Below are 20,992 nucleotides of genomic sequence, written 5' to 3' on the forward strand. Positions count from 1 at the left end.
GGAAGGGGAGGTTTCGCGAAGCCTTTCACCTGAAGGTTGGATATCCACGCAATAAACCACTCATCGACGGCCGCCTTCGGCCGCTGAACCACCTCGTCCGGCCCCCGTTCATGACCATCCAGCGTCATTTACGGTCACTCATAGCCATTGGCTATCACCACAACTCTTGGACCAGGGCGCCGACTTACCGGCAGGCTGTGTGCCGCAAGCACCGAAGCCGATCAAAGGGGAACAGGGATGAGCAAGGTGTGGCTGATCACCGGGGCGAGCAGCGGCTTCGGCCGGGCGATCGTCGAGGCGGCGGTCGCCGCGGGCGATCTCGTCGTGGCGGCGGCCCGCCGCACCGCGGCGCTGGACGATCTCGTCGTGGCCCATCCGGGCCGGGTGGAGGCGTATCCGCTGGACGTCACCGACACCGCCGCGATCGATTCCGCGGTGCGGGAGATCATCGAGCGCCACGGCCGGATCGACGTGCTGGTCAACAACGCCGGCCGGGGGCATGTCGGCGCGGTCGAGGAGACCACCGACCGGGAGTTGCGCGATCTGATGGACCTGCATCTGTTCGGGCCGGCCGCGCTCACCCGGGCCGTGCTCCCGCACATGCGCCGGAACGGGTCGGGCGCCATCGTCCAAATGACCAGTATGGGCGGCCGGTTCGCGTTCGCCGGTGTCTCCGCCTACTGCGCGACGAAGTTCGCGCTGGAGGGGCTGTCGGAGGCGCTCGCCGCCGAGGTGGCGCCGTTGGGGATCAAGGTGATGATCGTCGAACCCGGTGCGTTCCGTACGGGGTTCGCCGGCCCGGGAGCACTGCACCAGTCGGCGGCCCTCCCCGCCTACGCGGAGACGGTCGGACCGGTGCGGGCGTCGCTCACGGACAGCGACGGCCGGCAGCCCGGCGATCCGGCCAAGGCCGCCGCCGCCATTCTCACCGCCCTGGACGCGGAGGACACCCCGCTGCGGCTGCTGCTCGGCAGCGATGCGGCGGACGCCGTGTCCGCACATCTCGCCGGTGCCCGCGCGGAGTTCGCGGCGTGGGAGAAGCTCACCCGCTCCACCGATTTCGACGCGTAGCGGAGCGAGACATTCCCGGCCCGGAGGGCTCCGGCTGCGTAGCATGGGGCAGTGGCACTGTTCCGGATCGACCGCACGACACCACTGTCCCCAGAAGCCGCATGGCGGCGGCTGACGCGCTGGGAAGCCCATGCCGCGCTGGTGCCACTGACCGCGATCACCGTGACGACGCCGCCTCCGTCCGGGGTGGGCACCACGTTCGTCGCCCGCACGGGCCTGGGCCGCTTGGCGTTCGACGACGTGATGCGTGTCGTGAGCTGGGTGCCGCCCGGCTCTGCCGCCGGGACGGTCGGCCGGTGCCGGTTGGAGAAGCGGGGGCGGATCGTCACCGGGTGGGCCACGATCGAGGTGTCCCCGTGGGACGAGGGCTGCCGCGTCGTCTGGAGCGGCGAACTGCGACTGCGCGGGTTGCCCAGCGCCCTCCGGCCGGTACTGGCCCGGTCGGCGCGGTGGCTCTACGGCCGGATCGCGGACGGTCTGCTCGTCGATCGCTAACCGACCGCCAGGTGCCCAGCAATCCGCTCAACGGAACGATTCCAGGCAGATCGCCGTCAGACCTATCCGCCAAGTCGGATGTCCACGGCCCGATGCACATTCATCTGACTCAGACATTCGCGGGCTCCGCGCCGCCATACTCCCCTTGCTCCTCATCCCTGCCCTTCGCAGAAGGTTCGCCGTCCAGCAGGCCCCGACGCTCCAGCGCCGAGCGCAACAGGCCCAAGGCATCCAGCAATTCGAGACAGCCATCGCGATCTCGCGCAGAGCGAGAAACCACATGCGTTACCGACTGCACCTCAGCGTCCGTGGCCGGGGCAGCCACAGGCAGATCAACGGACGGCACGGCTTTCTTGGGGAACCTCTCCGGGAGGCTGCTCACTGGCCCTCCCCGCGTAGTGGGCTGGAATTCCCGGAGCCATCCCGCACAGCAGCAGCGGCCTGAGTGTCGGCACCCGTGCGGGAGGCCAAGGCCGGAGCGCCAGGGGCCTCCAGCGCCCCGCCAATCAGCAGGACAGGCGGTATCAGACCGAGCAGCCCCAACAACAGCACCGCGAGGCCAGGATGGGAGGCCTTCTGCCGAACATGGCATCCGCTCATCGGGCACCGTCACCGCCGGCCATCGCGCTCAACGGCGCCCAGGTGAAGAACAATTGCGTGCCGTGGCGTCCAAGGTAGTCCAGTTCCGGATATCGCAGCTCCGGTACAGGGGACACCGCGTTCGGCCACCGTGTCAGGACGACATCGAACTCACCACGCTCGGCCAACTCCCGCACCCGCAGCCAGCCCGGGCGCCCGCACGGATTCGGCTCACCGTAGGGATCAGAGATCTGCGCCTTGATGTGGAATCAGTGCTCCTCAGCGAAGCTGTGGCCTTCCTCCACCGCCCGCTGCTCAGCCAGGCCGAGAGGCTGGCCGATACGGGTCGCACAGACGTAGAGCACTGTGTCCATGCCACCTGTCGTTGTCATGGGTACCTCCTGGAAGCGAGGAGTCCGGGTAGCGGTGCCCACCCCCACGGGGGAGGCCGGAACCGCTGTCCCTTACTCAAACGGCCTCCACAGGACGGTGATTAGGGCGATGACCTGGGCTTCGTGTAGCCGCATCCAGGGCGATTTGACCTGCCATTTGCCGGGCGGGCGGGAAGGGCAGTCCTACTGTGAAGCCATGAGGGCGACGCGTAACCAAGCGCTGACGGACTGGATGGCTGAGCAGAAGCACAGCTCCAACTCCTTTGCGGATGCCGTCAATCAGGCGATTGGTGAGCTCGCTGGTCGCCCGGGCGGGTTCGACGGCTCATCGGTACGGGACTGGAAGGCAGGCCGTGTCAGATGGCCGAAGGCACTCACCCGTGCCGCGCTGGAGAGAGTCACCGGCCTACCAGCGACGGCTTTAGGGTTCGAACCGCGAGGCCGGCAGTCGTCCGCTCCAGCACCGCAGGAGGACCCCGTGAAACGTCGCAACTTCCTGGCCGTGGCGGTCGCCGCTTCGACCACGCCGCCCCGGCGCATCGGCACGTCCGATGTCGAACGCCTGAACCGGCGGTTCGCCGACATCATCGCCAGCGACCACCGGCACGGCGGTCGACTCTCCGTTGAGCACCAGGCCGCCGCCCTCTCCGACGAGGCACTGGCCCTCCAGCAATCAGGGATCGCCAGCCAACGGGTGCGTAGCCACCTCTATGCGTCCGCCGCGGCTTTCGCTTCTTCAGCGATGTGGGCCGCGATCGACGGACGCCGCTTCGCAGAAGCACAGCGTCATTTCGACCGCGCGTCCAGCCTTGCAACACTGTCCGGGGACCAGGCAATCCAATTCCGTATCTGGTCGCATGCCGGCACTCTCTACCGACACATGGGGCGACCAGCCGAAGGTCTCGCAGCCAACGACGTCGCCCGCAACCTGTCCATCACCCGCCGCGACCCGATGTTCGCCTCGCTCGGCCACGCCCGACACGCAGCTCTCCAGGGGGCGGCCGGCGACCGTGCGGGCGTAAGGCGATCCCTCGGGCACGCCCAGGACGCGCTGGGCCGCGCCCGTGATGACATGCCCCGGCCGCTGTGGCTGAAGGCGTTCTACGGCCCATCCGAACTGGACAGCCTTGGTCTCACCGCCCATCTCGCGCTCGGCAACTGGGAAGAGGCCGAGGCCCGCGCGCACCGCAGCATGGCTGCACTCCTTCCGCACATGCACCGCTCGTTCGCCATCACCACAGCGCGCCTCGCACGCGCCCAGCTCGGCCAGGGCGATGTCGAGCCGGCGGTGAACACGGCGATGCACATTCCCCACGACATCGCCCAGCACCCGCGGGTAGCCGGAATGCTCAACAGGTTCACCGCCGACCTGCACAAGGCCACACCTCACAGTGCCCACCTGCGCACTTGGACGCAGTACCAGCGAGAGGCCCGCACATGAACGCCGACACCATCACCTTGCGCCGCTTCACCGAGTTGGCCAGCACCCGGCAGACCCTCGTCGACCTGTACGCGAACGTCAGGGCCGAACTGCTGCACCTGCCGAACTACCAAGTCAGCACCTTCACCGAGCGCCTTGACCGCCACGGATCAGAACCAGGGTGGGAAACCGTCATCGCCTACGCAGACGACGAACCGGTCGGCTACGCCTATGCCAACACGATCGAACCCGGCAACCGGTGGTGGACTCGGCTGGTTTCTCCAGCCCCGGAGCAGTACACCAGCGGGCCGACCGTCGCCATCAAGGAGATCGGCGTTGTCCAGCCGTGGCGCGGCCGGGGCATTGCCCAGCGGATGCACGAGCACCTGCTGGGGGCACGCCCCGAGCGCTACGCCACACTGCTCGTGAACGGCCAGGCCGGGGACGGGAAGGTCCAGGCACTGTACGAAGGATGGGGCTACGTCGTCATCGGCGCACAGCAGCCGCTCTCACCTGACGCACCGCAGCTGAACTGCATGGGACGGCTGGCTGCCAGCCCTTCGTAAGGGCAACGCCGCACGCCCCCGCCTGCGGCAAGGAAGCGTTGAGACAGCGTCGTGCTTCGCCGGACGTCTTTCCTTCCGCGAGCTTGGCCTGGTAGTAGGTGTGTCCCAGGTGCCGGGCAAGCGGATCTGCGTGAGCTGACGAACCGGCCATCAACGGCGTGCCGGTCCACGGCGACACCGAGCCGATCGCGCCGGTCTCCGTCGCCGCCGCCGGCCGCTTTCTCGCCTCCCGCGTCTTCGTCCCGGACTCCGCCTACGAGACCCGACGCACCCTCAACAGCGCTTCACTCTTGGGACTTTGGTCCTGGATGACGGGGCTTTATACCCCTGGTGTTCGCTGGTGACGTTGTTAACTTTGACGTGTCGCGCGGCCAGGCGGCTGGCGTACTCGGTGGTTCGATTTCCGAGATCCCGCGACGGTAAGCATGCACCCGGCCGGGAGGAGGCGGTTATCCATGGATCACTGTCCGAGTTGCACGGACCTCCTGCACCGCATCGTCTCGGCGTGTAGCGCGCTCTGACCTGTGCCGGTACGCATCCTTTGAACACGCCTCCTGCCGGAGGCCGCTGTGAGGATGCCGCTGCACAGCAGCACCGCAGCGAATGGGCCGGTACACCGACTCCACCGTCTGCGCACTTCACGCCATAACGGCTCCACCGTGCATACACAGCCACGTACCGGGCCCGGGCGGCCGCATCGGCAGGCACATCTCGACTGTTCGTCAACTTCCGTATTCCAGACGTCAGTTATACGCAGAGCTGCCTACCGGCAACGCGGACGAGACTGTCGAGGTCCTGGACGCGTCAGTGTCAGATCTGCGTGAGGCTCCGGCAGGCATGAGTGAAGGGGATTTCGTCATCGTCGACGGCACCTTGACCCCTACCGACAGGATCGCCGCGGCCGAACCACTCCTCGCACAAGCACAGGAAGCACGGCGTACCGTCCAGGTCATCGCTGCCCCGGACGGGTCCCCCTGCACTTCTCGCCGGCCCCTCCCGGGCGCATGCGCGATCTGACCGCGGCCCGCGCCCGCGGCATCACCCAACGCCTTCCCCACCTACCAGATCCTCGCCCTCGCGGACCGCGCCCATCAGGGCGCCGGCACCACCGCCCGCACCTCTGCTACGGACACCATGAACATCCCACCCACTACCAGCGGTACAACCGCGACCACGCCCGCCCCCGAGCCCCCGGCGAACGCACCGTGCGCCCTGCTCGAAGCCCGGCCACCTGTGGGTCGTGCTCCGGCCCTGCATATCCAATTTCTCGCGTCCGCGACGGAATGGTCTCGGAGCTTTCGGTTCCGTGAGCAGGGAGCCGAATCAACCACGCTTCCCACTCAGCGAGATGAGTTCTCATGAAGTACGCCTGCAAGGCGGCGAAGCCTACCGTAACCATCACCATGTGTCTCGCGATGCTGGGAGCATCCGGACTCCCGGCAGCTCATGCCCTCGACGGGTCCTCATCTGCGGGTGCCAACCCGGCGACAGGCGGCGCTTTGTTGGTTTCCACCAGCGGTTTGTCGAGTGCCGGTGAGGCCGTCATCACCGAAGCGCAGCGACAGCAGATGCTCTCCAAGCTCGACCAGAAGGGCCTGAACAACGAACAGCTCCAGGTGGCGCGACAGGTCGTCAACCAGTTGGCCGGAGGACCCCAGGAACAACCGAAACCGGCAGATGGACTCGTGGGGATGTCCGACCGGGAAATAGCGAATCTCGCGCGCCAGGAGTTCGATAAAATCCTCAACGGTGCAGGAGTCACCGAGGATCTCAAAGAAGCCCTGGGCAATCCCAGCCAGGCCTACGCACCCTTCCTGAAGGAAGTATTCGGCGAAGCGGCATTCCTCACCAAGTTCGCACGGTCCTACCAGCACTCAGGGCTTTTCTTCGATTCCATAAAAGGGGGCGTGGAAGCCGCATTGAAGGGGGACGCGAAGGCTGCTGCTGGCGTTATAGGGTCAAACATCTCCTCAGAGGTGGGCAGCGCGATCAAGCTGAAGGAAGCGATTTACGCCGGCAATACCGCCAACATCATATTGTATGGGGTCGATCTTGCTGTCGGAATAGCGAAGTTCACGATCGGACTTGTTGCTTCTTCGCTGCCAGTCATGGTCGCTCCTCTGGTCAACATCGGCGCCTCGATCGCCAAGAGCCTTGTGTCGATAGCTGCAATCATCATCAGCAACAACCAACTCAGAAGCAGGGTCTATGAGGAGCTTTACACGGCACGAGGAAATGCTTGGTCCAAGCTCCTGGACAACGTCAGGGACGACCTAAAGAAAGATGTATCGAAGCTTCTCACCGAAGCATGGAAGAGGCTGGAATCCGAACTGGCATACGGGCGCCAGCTAACGCTTGAAGCGATCAGCAGGAAAGCTTCAACGCTACCTAACAACACGGAACAGGTCACGGCTTACATGAGTGCCATAAACCAAGCGCACAACACCTTCAGCCACCTGGGGTTCGAAGCGAGGACCAAGTTCGTCGAAATGGTAAGCGGGGAGCTCCAGGGGAGTCTCGCAGGAATGCCGGGAAGAGTGCTTCCGGTGTTCAACGACAAGATGCTGGCCGCAAACAGGGCAGACCTGATTGAAATCTTCTGGCAGAAGCGGTGCAGCGATTTCAGCAACGCCGCTTGGCGAATTATGTGTCAACAAAAAGGGCCCGACAGCACGGACACCAAACAGGTGGATGAAATCGAGGCGAGACTGCGAGCCAACCCGCCGTCGCGTATGACGGTCGGTCAAATACCTCTTGAAGCCACCCCTTCCCGCACTCATCCCAGTCCGAATTACCCTTGGCCCTGAGGGACCTCAATGTGAACGCAGAAGTGGCTCGGTTTCCTTGACCGTCAGGACAGCTCTGCTCGGTAGTCCGATGTTTGCGAAGGCGTCAGGGGACGGTTCGTCACCCCCGCGGTGAGGGGGGCGAACCGTCCCCTCGACATCCCCCGCGTGAGCTGCGGACGCCGTCAGGCCGCGACGCCGACGCCTCGGCGAGCGGACGAGGGCGTACGCCTGCTCGGCCGGCATCCGGGCCCGGTCCACGATCCCCCGGTACAGCTCCGCCCCACCACGTGCGCGGCGTACTGCTGGGCGAGCGCGTACGCCTCACTGAGGATCGCCGATGCCCGGCGTCTCCCTGCGCCTTGGCTGCCCGCACGGTGGCGTGGCCCACCGTGATCAGCTGCGGCAGGACGGAGGCGACCGCCGTGTGCTGCTTCCGGGCCAGGTGCCAGACCTGCCGCGCCTGGCGGACCGGCCCGGCGAGCCCGGCCGACGCCCTCCGGCTCGCCGGTGGCCGCAACAGCGGCGCGTGGATCGCGGCCCGCAGTCGTATGCATGGGCAACGTCCACCGCGATCGCCCAGTGGGAAGACGCCGGTTGCCCGGTGGATCGGCTGGGCCCCCGCACCACCGCACGCGGCGCCGATCCGGTCCGCGCCCGTCCGCGGACTCCGCATGCGCGCGCGACCGGTCATCACACCAGGTGTTCCCTTGCATCGACAAAGTGCGTTTGAACGTGTCCCGCTTTGTCGTGAATAGTTGACGCCTGGTGATCCGACCAGCCCGCTCGTTGCTGAGACCCGTCGAGGAACAGATATGCCTGCTGAACCCGGTCCGCGCCGTTCCCATGGGAGCGGAGAGCTTCTGCCTTCCCGGCTCGTGGACTTGCTCTGCGTGCGACGCGACGAGGCGGACCGCTGGGTGCCGCTGCACCAGTACGGGCTGGATTCGTCGAGCTCCATGGAACTCGTCGCCGCCTTACCGGAGTTCCTCGGTCGGTCCCACCCACAACGGTGTGGGCCCCTCCGGCCCCACGGCGATACGGGAGGGGAGCTCGCCGGGGGAATTCCCCACGCGACATTCGGACTTGGCGCGGACGCCAGGCATTTCGGATACCTGGAACGACCGGGACAGGTGACCATGCCATTTTGACGTACTTCGCCGACGGGTGACCACGGTTCGATGCAGCGCCTACGGGACGTCCGCGGCGTCGCTGTCGACTTCGTGATCATTCCCGTATATCTTTCATGAAGAGCGGCTTAGCAGTAACTTGCTCATTTTTTTACGGACTTCAGGGGAGCATGGCCCGGAGTCGCCACCGGAGGGCAACTGACGTTGCGTCAGGTCCACTGCCTCCGTAAGGAACAGTCATGGTCAAGGCACGACGTTCCCCGGAAGGGGGACTGCGCATGGCGGATGGCAACACTGCCCCCTCGACAGCTTGCGAGGTCATTCACGATGAAACAGCGCGTGGATTTCACCCTGACCCAGCTTCGCTATTTCGTCACCTCGGCAGAAAGGGGGAACATCTCGGATGCGGCACAGCTTCTCCACACCTCACAGTCCGCCGTGTCGATGGCGATCCGGCGGCTGGAAGGGCAGTTGGGAATCCAACTGCTCCAGAGGCACCGCACCAAAGGGGTCAGCCTGACCTACTGCGGGCGCGCATTCTTCGCCGACGCCCGGGCACTGCTGCTCCACGCGCAGGAGGTGCAGGCCCACTGCCGGGAACGGCAGGGCGAGACATGGGGCAAGATCAATGTCGCGTTTCTCCACTCGATCGCCTCACCCGTGGTTCCCGCGCTGCTGAGCAGACTCCGCCGGCTGCATCCGCAGCTCACCGTCACCGTGCACGAGGGAACCATCGACGAGGCGCTCGACCTGCTCCGCTGGGGTGTCTGCGAACTCGCGGTGACCGGCGAAGTGCCCGGCCAGGAAGCCCCGTTCACCCGGCTCGCGAGCGTGCAGTTGGAAGCTCTCGTGTCGCAGACGGATCTGCTGGCCTCCCCGCGGCACACCACGCTGAAGGAGCTCGCCACGCGGCCGCTTCTCGTCGTGGACGCGCCCGCCGAACACGCGGTGAGCGCCGCCGTGCGCACGAAGTTCACCCAGGCCGGTGTCCCCGCACCACAGGTGGTCCAGACGTCGAGCATCGGTACCCTGCTCGGCCTGGTCCGCGAAGGGGAGGGCTTCGCCCTCATGCCCCGGGGCGTGGCCGACACCCTTGCGCTGGGCGACCGCATCGTTGCTCTCGACATCCTGAGCGAACGCCCCTGCGTCTCCGACATCGGCATCACGAGACTGCCGGGGCCGCCCGCCAGCAAGCGGGCGAAGGAGTTCGTCCTGGCGCTGTGCGAGACGGTGAGTGAGATATACGAGGATGCGGAGGACGAACCCGGAGGCTTATGCACGGGGCGATACGGCCCGGACGGATACGGGCTCCGGGAACGTACCAGCCGGTGGCGCCATGAACCGATGCGGCGCTGGTGCGCCCGTCCCGGGCAGGAGTACCCCAACGGGCCGCGCCATCCCGGGCCGGGGGCCATGAGACGTTACCGCTCCGCCGGCAGAACCCACAGGCCCCTGTCCACCGTCTCCTCGATCGCACCCCGCTTCCGGCCCCGCCGATGCCTGACGACAACAGAACAAGGGGTAACCGCACCCTGACACACCCTCAACACCAGCCCCCAGGAACGTGACAGCGGCCACGTGGCGAGCTCGGGACTTAAAGACCCGGTCCCGCTCGGCCCCGCCCGCTGAATTCCTACGACCGAGGTCCGAAGGCGCCATCGATTCGCGCCCGTCATCCATCTCCCTGGATGATCCACCGGTTGAAACTCTCTGCGCACGGCGGGCCGATTTCCCCTGCTCAGGGCACGCCTGCCGAACCGCTGGCCATCGAGCTCATTCCCGCTTCCCATGCCAACACTGTGTACAACGCTGCGACTTGTCGATAAAGGTGCCATGTCTACTTCAATTCTCGATATCAAAACGGACCCGTCTCGGATCGATGCCGACGCGTATGTGCGTGAGCTGATGCAGTGGCACTTCCGCGCTGAAACCGGGTCTCGGTTCTGGCTGCGCCGTGCGTCTGCGCTCGACTTCGATCCGCTGACCGACGTCAAGGGCGTAGCGGACCTGGTGAAGTTCCCTCATCTGATCGACGAGTTCCGGCAGGCGGCGGTCGAGGATCTGGTGCCTCGTGGGCTGGGGCCAGGCGCACCGATTGCGGGCATCTATGAGAGCAGCGGCACGACGGGGGCGCCGAAGCGCTTCGTGATGTTCGACGAGTGGCTGGACGCATACCTGTCGTGGGACGACCGGTTGGAGCAGGTTGCCACGCGGAGCGGGCCGCTGAACATGCTGGCGGTGGTGCCGTCGGGTCCGCACATGTTCGGTGAGGTGACCACGCGTTGGGCCCGTCGCTGCGGTGGCGTGAAGTTCACGGTGGATCTCGATCCGCGCTGGGTGAAGACCTTGATCGCGCAGGGGCGTCCGGGTGACGCCGACGCGTATGCGGAGCACATCGTGGAGCAGGCGGCCCACATCCTGCGGAGTCAAGACGTCGGGGTGCTGGCGACCACTCCGGCGCTGCTGGAGCGATTCGCCCGGCACCCGGAGCTGGTTGGCCTGATCAACAAGTCGGTGCGCGCGATAGTCTGGTCGGGGGCTCAACTGGACACCGACACCAGGGAGTTGCTGCGCTCCGAGGTGTTCCCGGGCATTCCGCTGATGGGAATCTACGGGAGCACGACGATCCTGGGCGGGACAAGAGAGCGCCCTGACGAAGATTTCCACGGTGCCCCGATCCACGATCCGTTCTCGCCCTACTTGTTCTTTCGTGTCATCGATCCGGACACGGGACAGGAGGTGGAGTTCGGCCAGCGCGGTCGGGTGGTGATGAGCCACCTGTCGAAGTATGCGCTGCTGCCGAACAACCTGGAGCGGGACATGGCGACCCGGATCAAGCCGCCCGCGGGAGCGATCGGTTCGTCGGTGGCCGAGGTCGGCCCAGTGGCCTCGTTCGAGGGCGCCCCGGTCATCGAAGGGGTCTACTGATGCGCGAGAGGGCCACCCTCGGCGCGCTTGGCGCCGACGGCGAGTACCACACTCGTCGGCGTACGGACCTGACCAGCGCCTCCGGTGAGAAGGTCGGCGAACTCAGCCTGGTTTCCCCGTTGTACGTGCGGCGCACCATGGCTGCCCTGCGCCAGGCATCAGTGCCCCGCACAAGCGACCGCTTCGCGATGCTGGAGAAGGCCGCCGACCTCTATCTGAACGGTATCGTCGCAGGTTTGGGCGCCGACGCCTACGCCCGCCTGGTCTCGGTCGCCTCGGGTGTGCCGCTTGCCTTCGTCCGCTCGTCCGCCACCGGGGTCGCCCAGGCTCTGAGAGCCCTGCGGCACACCGCCGGGCTCGCGATGCCCCGGGGCGCCGTTGCCGAATGGGACGACCTGCGAACGGCGGAAGGAGCGGCGGTGTGGACGCGCAAGGGCGAGGTGTTCGCCGTCCACGCTTCCGGCAACACGCCGGCCGTGCACTCACTGTGGCTCGAAGCGCTGGCGCTGGGCTACAAGGTGGCGGTCCGGCCCTCGACCCGCGAGCCGTTCACCGCGTTCCGACTGGTCTCAGCCCTCCGGGCAGCCGGCTTCGGCAACGACACCGTCGCTCTGCTGCCCTGCGACCACGCGACCGCTGACGTGATCATCGCCGAGGCGGACTTCGCCATGGTCTACGGAGGGCAGGACGTCATCGACAAGTACGCCGGCGACCCACGCGTACTGCCACAGGGCCCCGGCCGTTCCAAGGTGCTCGTCACCAAAGACGTCGACTGGCACGAGAAGATCGGCCTGATAGCCGACGCTGTGAGCTTCCTCGGCGGGACGGCATGCGTGTGCACCACGTCGGTGCTCGTCGAGGGCGACCCCGCACCGGTGGCGGAGGCCCTCGCGGAGCGGCTGTCCCGGATACCGACCCTTCCCGCGGAAGACCCCTCGGCGATTCTGGCCGTCCAGCCGCGTGACCAGGCCGACAGAATCGACCAGTACCTCCGCAACGTGGCCGGGGGCACCCGCGCCTGGCTGGGCGGGGACCGCATCGTCGACGAACTGCCGCAGGGAGGCGCCGTCCTACGGCCCGCCGTACACGAAGTGCACTCCTCTGACGCACCCCAGCTCAACGTCGAACTCCCCTTCCCCTGCGTATGGGTCGGCCCATGGGCACCGGAGGACGGGACCGCACCCCTGAAGGACTCCCTCGTCGTCACCGCGATGACCCAGGACCGACAACTGGTCGAGAACCTCCTCCAAGAGCCGAGCATCGCCAACGTGTACCTCGGTGACCACCCGACCACGTGGATGAGGCCCGGAGTACCGCACGACGGGTATCTCGGAGAGTTCCTCATGCGGACCAAGTCAATGATCCGCTGAGCACCCGCACGCCCACCACAGCGTCACGCACCGGTGCGTGACCACGGATACAGCCCGCTCCAGCTCCGCTGGCCCGGGAGAACAGAATTGTTTCGAGCCGAGGTAAGAGTGTCCACCAGCGAATTCAACGACACAGACATCCTGATCACCGGGGGGACCGGCTCCCTGGGGAAGAAGTTCATCGAGCACGCACTCAAGCACCTGGGACCACGCTCGGTCATCGTGTACTCCCGAGACGAACTCAAGCAGTTCGAACTGCGGGAGCACTTCCACAGGGATCCTCGACTGCGCTGGATCATCGGCGATATCCGGGACCGCGAGCGTCTGTCCACCGCCATGCACGGTGTCGACTTCGTGGTCCACGCCGCCGCCCTCAAACAGGTCGACACCGCCGAGATGAACGCCTACGAGTATGTGCGGACCAACGTCGTCGGTTCGCAGAACGTGATAGACGCGGCCGTCGCGGCCGGTGTGCGCAAGGTCGTCGCCCTGTCCACCGACAAGGCATCCAGTCCGGTCAACCTCTACGGCGCCAGCAAGCTCTGCGCAGACAAGCTCTTCACCTCGGCCAACCTCGATCCGCACAACCAGAAGACCACCTTCTGCGTGGTGCGCTACGGCAACGTACTCGGCAGCCGCGGCTCCGTGGTCCCGCTCTTTCGCCGGATGGCGGCCGAGGGCAAGTCGCTGCCGATCACGGACAAGCGCATGACCCGGTTCTGGATCACCCTCGATCAGGCCGTGCAGTTCATCGTCGACTCCTTCACCCTCATGCGAGGCTCCGAGCTTTTCGTCCCACGCATCCCGAGCATGCGTGTCGTCGACCTCGTGGAGGCCGTCGACCCCGGTGCGGTCACCCATGAGGTGGGCCTGCGCCCGGGCGAGAAGCTGCACGAGGAGATGATCTCCACCGTCGACGCCATCCGGACCTACCAACGCGGTGACCGCTTCACCATCCTGCCCCAATGCGGCGTGGCCGACGAGGACATGCTGGTGGCCGGCCGTCTTCCGGACGGGTTCTGCTACCGCTCCGACACCAACGACCAGTGGCTTTCGGTGAGCGAAATCCAAGAACTCATCGCCTGACCAGCCCGGCCCGGTGTTCGCACGCCGCGCACCAACCACCACCCGACAAGGAGATCCGATTCCCATGTCCCGCACCGAGATCGACCTCGCACAGCGCGCCACGTCCTACAAAGCTGCCTCCTCTCTCGGAGCCGACCACCTGGCCGCAACCCAACGACCCGACGGCGCGCTGCCCTCGTCCCGTGACGTGATCGAGTCCTCCTACAAGGGAATCTGGGCGCTCCAATGCGCCGGCAAAACCATCGAAGCGGCACGGCTCGCGTCGTACGTGCGATCCCACCTCGGCACCGACGGCGATGTTCCCTCGCCCCGCCAGGAGCCGTACTTCCTCGACATCCACTACCTGTACGCCAACGGCTACCTCGCCATCGGCGCCCATCTGCTCGGCCGGTTCGACCTGTCCGACCGACTCATGTCCTTCATAGCCTCCCTGCAAAACCCCCAGCACGGCGGCTTTCCCTCAACCGGCCCGCGCCCCGGTGACGGCCGCTGCGACACCGTCTCCACCAGCATCAGCGGGATCGCCGCACTCTTCCACCGGCGCGAGGCGGTGGCCCTGGCCGCAGCCGACTTCCTGACCCGCGTATGGGAAAGCCAACCCAACCGCGCATCGGTGTTCTCCAGCACGATGTCCCCCGAAGGCCAGCTGCTCACCGGGAACGACGCACACCAGCTGAACGTGCAGGAAGCCGGACAGGACTGGTGGTTCCTCGGAGCCCCGGCACTGTTCCTGGCCACGCTCTACGAGAAGACCAGCGATGAGCGGCACCTGGCCCTGGCACAGGAGCTGATGGACTACATGATGCTGTCCTGCCACCAGGATGTGGCCCTCCACCCCTCCTGCGGCAAGCTTGCAGTGAGCGCCGCGAAGCTCTACCGCCTCACCAGCGAGTACCGGTACGCCGAACTCGCCGTCAACGTAGCCGACTTGATCGTGTGCAACCAGGACCCCTCGGGCGTGTGGACCCGTGACCTGTGGTTCCACGGCACCGAGCGGAACAGCACCACCGAGCTGCTCTGGTCCGACCTGGACATGTCGCTTGAGTACGTGCTGTGGCTCGACCTCGTCGCCCGTGAGTTGACGAGCGCAGGTGCGTGACAGTCCTCATGCGCATAGTGGTGACCGGGGCAACCGGATACCTGGGAACAAGCGTCGTCAACACGCTGTCCGCAGCCGGGCATGACGTCGTGGCGCTGGGCAGGACCAGTCGCGGCAACTGGCCGGCCGGCGTGCACGCTCACGCCGCTGACCTGGCCGACCGCGAGACGACCGGCCGAGCGCTGCACGAGGCGGATGCCGTGTGTCACCTGGCGGCGCTGATGCGGGTGACCTCACCCCACGCAGTCGGCGACTACTACCGGACCAACGTCACCGGCACCCTCAACCTGCTCGACGCCATCGCCGCAGAGCACGCGCGCACCGGCCGGCGCATCCGCATGGTGCTCCTGTCCAGTGCTGCCGTCTACGGAGCTGGAGAGGGCCGCCCCCTACGCGAGACCGATCCCGCCGTGCCCACCGGAGCGTACGGCCGAACCAAACTCGCCGCCGAGCACGCGGTCGCAAGCTACGCCGACACAGGCGCCGTCGATGCCGTCACACTCCGACTGTTCAACGCTGCCGGGGTGGCCCCCGCAGGCAGGGCTCCCGACCCCCACTCGCTGATCCCCCAAGCGCTGGCCTGCGCCGCACACGGCCGCACCCTGTGCCTCCGCGGCGACGGCAGCGCGATCCGGGACTTCGTCCACATCTGCGACGCCGTTCACGCCGTCGAACTGGCCCTGCAGACCGCAGTGGTGGGAGCGGTGCGGACGTACAACATCGGTGCGATCCCAGCCCGTACCCGCGACGTCATCGACACCGCTCAACGGATCTCCGGACGCACCATCGCCGTCGACCACCACCCCGCCCATCCCAACGAAGTGCAGCACTCGATCGCGGACACCACCGCGGCGAGGGAACAGCTGGGGTGGACACCCCAACACACCGCCCTGGAGGACCTGATCAGCGATCACTGGCGGCGAGTCCACGCCGGGCACGGCATCGAAGGCAAGGCATGACAGCCCAACGAGTACTGGCCCTGCGCGCCGATGCCACCCCGCGCATGGGCACCGGACACGTCATGCGCTGCGTCGCCTTGGCCGAGGAAGCAGCGGCACGCGGCCTGCACCCGGTCCTGCTCACCACGTGCGAGGTACCGTGGCTGGCGCAGGTCCTGGCCGCCGCACCGCTGACGGTGATCGACGCCCCGGAAACCGCCGAGGACTTCCGCACCCGCCTGGGACAGCTCGCCCCCTGGGCAGTTGCCATTGACGCCTACCACCTACCCAAGGCGCATTACCTTGCAGCCGCCACAGTCGCCCCACTCCTGGCGGCCTACGACGGAGAACCACGCCACGCGCACGGCGACGTGCTGTACGACCAGAACATCGGCGCGGACCGCTCCACCCCACCGTCCATCGACGGGGCACTGCTGCTCCGCGGCCCCTCCTATGCCGTCGTGCGCGATGCCATCGGAAAGCTGCGCCCCGTTGCTCCGGCGCGGCGCATACTGCACCGCGCCGGAGCAACGGGAAGGCGGAAGGTGCTGCTGGTTCTCGGTGGCACCGACGCCCGCGATGCCACGCTGCAACTCGCCGGGGCCCTGCTGACGCAGATTCCTGAACTGGACCTGTCGGTGGTGACCCCGGATACCTCCGGTGCGCGCGCCCTCACCACCGCCCCGGGGCAACGGGTGGACGTCATCGCCCCCACGCCCGCGCTTGCGACCTCGATGGCCGCGACGGACCTGGTGGTGAGCGCGGCTGGGACCACCACCATCGAACTATGCTGCCTGGGCGTGCCCTCGGCGCTCATCCAAGTCGTCGACAACCAGGCACCGGTCTATCAGGGCGCGGTCTCCCACGGATGTGCCGAAGGCCTCGGCACCCTCGACACGGTGCTCGCCCACCCACACCGAACGGCACGGCAGGTACACGACCTGCTGGCCGCCCCGGCCCGGTGCGCGGAACTCGCCGAACGCGCCTGGCAGACCGTGGACAACCGCGGCCGACAGCGCATCCTCGACGCCATAGGCAATATCGCCACCGACCGCCACCTGCCACGACAGAGAAAGGCAGCGCAATGACCAACCCTCCTCGCACCCCAACCGGGACCGCCACGCCCACGGCCATCACCGACCCGCGACTGATCGGCCGGCACTTCGACGAACGATGCAACGCCGGCGACCTCGAAGGGCTGCTCGCCCTCTACGAGGCGGAGGCCATCATGGTCGACAAACACGGTGCGATACACCGCGGCAGAGCCGAACTCCACGCGTTCTTCACCGAGATGCTGTCAACAAGGCCGACCCTGCACACCCTCGCCTCCACCGTCATCGTCAACGGCGACCTCGCCCAGAGCAGCACCCACTGGCAACTCGACGCCACGGAACCCGACGGCACCATCACGCGCACAGAGGCACAAGCGGCGGAACTCTTCCGCCGACAGCAGGACGGCACCTGGCTCGTGGCAATCGACAACCCATGGGGCCCACTGCGCCCCGCCCACGACAAGGCCCAGGCCCCGTACCCGGCAGCACCCCCGACCGGCCAGGCACAGGACCGCAGCCCGCGTCGCGGGCCCGTAGACACGGCAGTTCGCCTTCATGGACGCGTTGGATCTTAAAGGCCATCGCCCCACGCCCACACCACGAGGGCCTCGTCCGGCGTTCCTTCTGGGCCTGTCCATCTCACCAGCCTGTCCCCTCGGGTCCAGGCCTCATCGCACACGGCCTGCTCCGGCGCACGCTCCGCACCCGGAGCTCGGACCTCGGGACCTACGCGGCGTTCGGTCGTTGGCAGGTCATGACAGATGCGCAGGAGTCGTGGGCGGAGCCGGAGTCGGCGAGAGAGGGGCTGGCGGCACATGTGCGGCTGGCGGGTGCCGCGGGGGTGGGGTGGAGTGTGATGGCGCTGGCGGCGTTGGCGGCCACGGGGGTGGTGGAGGTGTTGGCTCGGGGCCGTCAGCCGGTGGACGTGCTGGCCGACCGCTGCGGTTGCGCCCCTGGGACGCTGGTGCGGTTTCTGCGGGCGGCTGCGGTGACGGGGGCTGTCGTCGAGGTGGAGCCGGGTGTGTTCGAGGCCACCGAGCTGGGGCGGGACACGCTGCCCGGGGCTCCGGGGTCGGCTGAGGGAATGTTGCGCCTGGCGCTCACGCCGGAGTTCCTTCTGCCGTGGAGCGCCGCCGAACAGGTCCTTCGCACGGGGCGCTCAGGCTTCGAGGCGGTGTTCGGGAGCCGGTTCTACGACTATCTCGACGGCCGTCCTGAGCTGGCCGGGATGTTCCAGGAGGCGATGCGCACCACCTCGTCGGCGGCCGCACTGTCGACGGCGTTCGACTTCCCTGCGAAGGCGACGGTGGTGGACGTCGGCGGAGGTCAGGGGGCGATGCTGGCGGATTTGCTGGCCCGTCACAGGGGTCTGACCGGGGTGCTGGTCGACCTCCCGCACGTGGTCGAGGACGCGAGGGCGTGCCTGGAACGCGCCGGGGTCGCCGACCGGGTCTCCGTGGTGCCGGGAAGCTTCTTCGATCCACTGCCCGCGGGCGCCGACCTCTATGTTCTGGGCCGTGTGCTCCACAATTGGCCTGACGCGGACGCGGTGCGGATTCTCTCGTGTGTGCGGGCCGCGATGCCGCCGGCCGCACGGCTCCTGATCGCCGAGCCGATGGCTTATTCGGACGAGGGAGGTTGCGGGGCTCCACCGGGGCATGACTTGCTGATGCTGGTGCTGCTCGGCGGGCGGACCCGCACCCCTGAGGAAATGCGTGCGCTGCTCAGGAGCGCGGGATTGTGTGAGGAGAGAATCTCCGGCCATTCCGGCGGGGAGTCGGTCGTTGTGGCCAGAGGTTGCTGACGCCCATCACGGCGGCCGTCTGGCGGACCTATGCCCTACTGCGCTCGGCGGGGGCTTCGGGCGGCGGAGCGACGTGGACGGCGGCGTGTGCCTGGGCAGGGTGCCAGTAGCCGTCGAGGCGGCGCAGTCCGTGGAGGATGGGCATGAAGGTGTGGTAACAGCACACCGAAGACGGTAGGTCGAGCGCCTCGGGTGTGGCGGTGAGGATGGGCAGTTCGGCCATCAGGTAGGCCAGCGCGGCCCGGTGCCGGGGGTCGTCCCCGTCGGCGTTCGCAGGGGTGGTGTGGTCGCAGTCAGCGAGCCACTGGACCACATGGTCGTCGCAGATCCGCGCCAGGTCCTGGTCGTGGCTGCGTGCGGACTCCAACCGTGTGTGGACGGCCTGGTAGCCGGGCAGAGTTGCGCACTCGGACAGTGCGCGGACCTGAACGGCCTTGGTGGGCGGCAGCTGTTCCACTGCCCGTCTGATGCGCCGGTGGGCGTCGCGAGCCGTTTTTTTCGCCCGGGAGGCGGCATGCTCGGGCGTGTACCCGTCGGCTGCGTACATGTCGGCCAGGTGCAGGTCGGTATAGATGACATCGACGTGGTCGAACAGGTCGACGGCCCATTTCAGCAGCGCTGCCAGGGTGCGCTGGGTGAAGTAGCTGTTTCCGGTGCTGACACCGATCAGGGCGTGCTCGCCGCGCTCCAGCACCCGTCGGCAGTCGGGAGTGAACGTCTCGACCTTGATCTGCTCCCTGTCCATGCCGTCAGGGCGGTCCGCGGACTCGGGTGTTCGGCCTGGTTCAGTCATGGGCGATCAGCTCTTCCTCATGTAGCAGGCGTGCCAGGCGCGCGCACAGCGAGTCGAGGAACGTCTTCAGGTCTCGGTCCTTCATCGCGCCGCACAGGAAGTCCTCCAGCTCCGCCCGCAGGTTCTCCAGGTCCGGGGTGGTGGTGCCGGCTTCAGCGGCCAGGGCGAAGGTTCTGCGTGCCGCGTCCACGCAGCGCAGCGGCCCGTAGGACGGGGGCTCGTCCAGCAGACCGCGTCCGCAGCTGAGCAGGTACGTCGCGAGCAGCAGCAGTTCCTCGCCCGTCCGTCGCAGCTCACCGGTTCCAGACGTCATGGCAGACCACCTCGTTCGCATCGCGACGGCAGGGAGGCTCAAGGGCACGGGCCGGGTGTCCGACAGGTACCACCAGCACCGGCTCCAGGTGCTGAGGGAGCCGGAGGAGCGCACTGACGGGCCCCTTGCGGAAGCTCGCGACCGGGCAGCCCCCGAGGCCCAGGGCGTGCGCCGCCAGCAGGAGGTTCTGCACGGCCATCGCGACACACAGCAGGCCCTCGTCCCAGCCGCCGTTCTCCGGCCGAGCCGCACGCGAGCGGTCGAAGCAGGCAGCGACGATGAGCGAGGGAGCGCCGACGATGCCCGGTGCGAACGCGCGCACCAGCCGCAGCATCCGCTTCTCGCGCACAGCGACGAACGCCCACGCCTGCCGGTTGGACGCCGTGGGCGCGGCCAGCATCGCCTGCGTCAGAACCTGAAGGTCTGCGTCCTTGATCGGCTGGCCTGTGTACTCCCGCACGACGTGACGTGTCATCAGTACGCGCAGTGCCTCGGGGAGCTGTGGATCATGCGCCTCGATGCCCGACTGGGCCCCGGCCACCGTGTCGGTCGCCAGATGCGAACCGTCGATCATCCGTAGCGGTTTGGTCATTCGCGATCTCTCTTCCCGCGACGCCTCGCATGGCGCCCAGCAGTGGATCGAGGTGTTGATCAGCATGGACCCGGTCACCAGGCGCGCTGGCACGCTGCTGCGACGGCAGGTGCATTGTCTCCGTTTCGCTCCCGTTCGGCCCGGTTCGGTAATTTCCGTGCCGTTCCGCGCCTGACAGGGGCCGCTTGATGCGTCGCGCATCCACATGGGAGGCGGGCCCAAATCTCAGTGCAGCAGCGGACGAAACCGCACGAAACCGCAGGTGCTCCACACGGGTGAGTCCCTGGTGGATCACACCTCCGGTCCGGCCTGGCGCTGCGGCCCCATCGCGAGGTAGCGACAGGGGCGCGCTGGGTCACCCGAGAAGTCCGGCCGCTCCGGCTGGGGCTCCGGCTCGCCGTCCGCTGCCACGGCCCCGGCGAGGACGGACCGGCGCACCCGTTCAGGCTGCATCCATGGGATAGCCGTACGGCCTCGAAGCGTCGAGCCTTCGCCACGTTGCGAAGAGGTCGAGTCAGGCTCTCAACACGCGTCAGTTCTCCGCTAGTTGAGGGAAGAACGCAGCCGACGAAGGCGCC

Annotated in this window: 19 protein-coding genes and 1 pseudogene; 15 read left to right on the forward strand and 5 right to left on the reverse strand. The window is 67.2% G+C overall.

Annotated features, from left to right (window positions below; genetic code table 11):
* Positions 1-237 precede the first annotated feature (237 nt).
* Together ACIQE0_RS22700 and ACIQE0_RS22705 are read left to right on the forward strand one after the other, a co-directional pair.
* Positions 238-1,071: an oxidoreductase gene (locus ACIQE0_RS22700; protein ID WP_402335057.1), complete on the forward strand. Its 834-nt coding sequence runs from the start codon at positions 238-240 to the stop codon at positions 1,069-1,071.
* Between the two features lie 51 nt (positions 1,072-1,122).
* Positions 1,123-1,566, forward strand: coding sequence for an SRPBCC family protein (locus ACIQE0_RS22705; protein WP_402335060.1), 444 nt, complete (start codon positions 1,123-1,125; stop codon positions 1,564-1,566).
* 109 nt (positions 1,567-1,675) lie between these two features.
* On the opposite strand, the gene ACIQE0_RS22710 is transcribed toward ACIQE0_RS22705, so the two are convergent.
* Positions 1,676-1,948, reverse strand: coding sequence for a hypothetical protein (locus ACIQE0_RS22710; RefSeq protein ID WP_402335063.1), 273 nt, complete (start codon positions 1,946-1,948; stop codon positions 1,676-1,678).
* Positions 1,949-2,414: 466 nt separating this feature from the next.
* On the reverse strand, positions 2,415-2,537 hold the full coding sequence (locus ACIQE0_RS22715) for a hypothetical protein (protein WP_402335066.1): 123 nt from the start codon (positions 2,535-2,537) through the stop codon (positions 2,415-2,417).
* A 478-nt stretch (positions 2,538-3,015) separates the two neighbouring features.
* Here ACIQE0_RS22715 and ACIQE0_RS22720 point away from each other — a divergent pair, with 478 nt between their 5' ends.
* The 13 genes and pseudogenes from ACIQE0_RS22720 to ACIQE0_RS22780 all read left to right on the forward strand — a co-directional run bounded on the left by ACIQE0_RS22720 (position 3,016) and on the right by ACIQE0_RS22780 (position 18,716).
* The gene (locus ACIQE0_RS22720) at positions 3,016-3,978 is read left to right on the forward strand and encodes a hypothetical protein (RefSeq protein WP_402335069.1); all 963 of its coding nucleotides are present in this window, start codon (positions 3,016-3,018) and stop codon (positions 3,976-3,978) included.
* Positions 3,975-4,523 (forward strand): GNAT family N-acetyltransferase, encoded by a 549-nt coding sequence (locus ACIQE0_RS22725; RefSeq protein ID WP_402335072.1) that lies wholly within the window; start codon positions 3,975-3,977, stop codon positions 4,521-4,523. The genes ACIQE0_RS22720 and ACIQE0_RS22725 overlap by 4 nt, the downstream gene beginning before the upstream one ends.
* Before the next feature lie 777 nt (positions 4,524-5,300).
* Positions 5,301-5,746: pseudogene (locus tag ACIQE0_RS22730) on the forward strand (transposase family protein); the annotation flags it as partial.
* A gap of 135 nt (positions 5,747-5,881) precedes the next feature.
* Entirely contained in the window at positions 5,882-7,330 is a 1,449-nt protein-coding gene (locus ACIQE0_RS22735) for a hypothetical protein (RefSeq protein ID WP_366329525.1), read from the forward strand.
* Between the two features lie 1,436 nt (positions 7,331-8,766).
* Positions 8,767-9,975, forward strand: coding sequence for a LysR family transcriptional regulator (locus ACIQE0_RS22740; protein ID WP_402335075.1), 1,209 nt, complete (start codon positions 8,767-8,769; stop codon positions 9,973-9,975).
* Between the two features lie 297 nt (positions 9,976-10,272).
* A complete protein-coding gene (locus tag ACIQE0_RS22745) occupies positions 10,273-11,367 on the forward strand; it encodes an AMP-binding protein (protein WP_366329521.1) in 1,095 nt (364 codons plus the stop codon).
* Positions 11,367-12,737 (forward strand): aldehyde dehydrogenase family protein, encoded by a 1,371-nt coding sequence (locus ACIQE0_RS22750; protein WP_402335078.1) that lies wholly within the window; start codon positions 11,367-11,369, stop codon positions 12,735-12,737. Before ACIQE0_RS22745 ends, ACIQE0_RS22750 begins: the two co-directional genes overlap by 1 nt.
* A 108-nt stretch (positions 12,738-12,845) precedes the next feature.
* Positions 12,846-13,823: a UDP-N-acetylglucosamine 4,6-dehydratase (inverting) gene (gene pseB, locus ACIQE0_RS22755; protein ID WP_402335081.1), complete on the forward strand. Its 978-nt coding sequence runs from the start codon at positions 12,846-12,848 to the stop codon at positions 13,821-13,823.
* A gap of 64 nt (positions 13,824-13,887) precedes the next feature.
* Positions 13,888-14,922, forward strand: coding sequence for a hypothetical protein (locus tag ACIQE0_RS22760; protein ID WP_402335084.1), 1,035 nt, complete (start codon positions 13,888-13,890; stop codon positions 14,920-14,922).
* Between the two features lie 8 nt (positions 14,923-14,930).
* Positions 14,931-15,881 (forward strand): NAD-dependent epimerase/dehydratase family protein, encoded by a 951-nt coding sequence (locus ACIQE0_RS22765; protein WP_402335087.1) that lies wholly within the window; start codon positions 14,931-14,933, stop codon positions 15,879-15,881.
* On the forward strand, positions 15,878-16,948 hold the full coding sequence (locus ACIQE0_RS22770) for a PseG/SpsG family protein (RefSeq protein ID WP_402335090.1): 1,071 nt from the start codon (positions 15,878-15,880) through the stop codon (positions 16,946-16,948). Before ACIQE0_RS22765 ends, ACIQE0_RS22770 begins: the two co-directional genes overlap by 4 nt.
* Positions 16,945-17,487, forward strand: coding sequence for a YybH family protein (locus ACIQE0_RS22775; RefSeq protein WP_402335093.1), 543 nt, complete (start codon positions 16,945-16,947; stop codon positions 17,485-17,487). Before ACIQE0_RS22770 ends, ACIQE0_RS22775 begins: the two co-directional genes overlap by 4 nt.
* A 281-nt stretch (positions 17,488-17,768) precedes the next feature.
* A complete protein-coding gene (locus tag ACIQE0_RS22780) occupies positions 17,769-18,716 on the forward strand; it encodes a methyltransferase (RefSeq protein ID WP_402335097.1) in 948 nt (315 codons plus the stop codon).
* A gap of 28 nt (positions 18,717-18,744) precedes the next feature.
* Here the strand turns inward: ACIQE0_RS22780 and ACIQE0_RS22785 are convergent, their stop codons facing one another.
* Genes ACIQE0_RS22785 through ACIQE0_RS22795 form a run of 3 tightly spaced genes read right to left on the reverse strand, consistent with a single transcriptional unit; the run spans position 18,745 to position 20,480 of the window.
* Positions 18,745-19,461 carry a tRNA-dependent cyclodipeptide synthase gene (locus ACIQE0_RS22785; protein ID WP_366329503.1) on the reverse strand — a complete coding sequence of 239 codons (717 nt, stop codon included), beginning with the start codon at positions 19,459-19,461 and terminating at the stop codon, positions 18,745-18,747.
* Between the two features lie 40 nt (positions 19,462-19,501).
* Positions 19,502-19,822, reverse strand: coding sequence for a DUF6092 family protein (locus ACIQE0_RS22790; protein ID WP_402335100.1), 321 nt, complete (start codon positions 19,820-19,822; stop codon positions 19,502-19,504).
* Positions 19,803-20,480, reverse strand: coding sequence for a nitroreductase family protein (locus ACIQE0_RS22795; protein WP_366329499.1), 678 nt, complete (start codon positions 20,478-20,480; stop codon positions 19,803-19,805). Before ACIQE0_RS22795 ends, ACIQE0_RS22790 begins: the two co-directional genes overlap by 20 nt.
* Positions 20,481-20,992: the final 512 nt, after the last annotated feature.

The sequence above is a fragment of the Streptomyces sp. NPDC093097 genome, from assembly GCF_044754325.1.
In the GTDB taxonomy this organism is placed as follows: domain Bacteria; phylum Actinomycetota; class Actinomycetes; order Streptomycetales; family Streptomycetaceae; genus Streptomyces.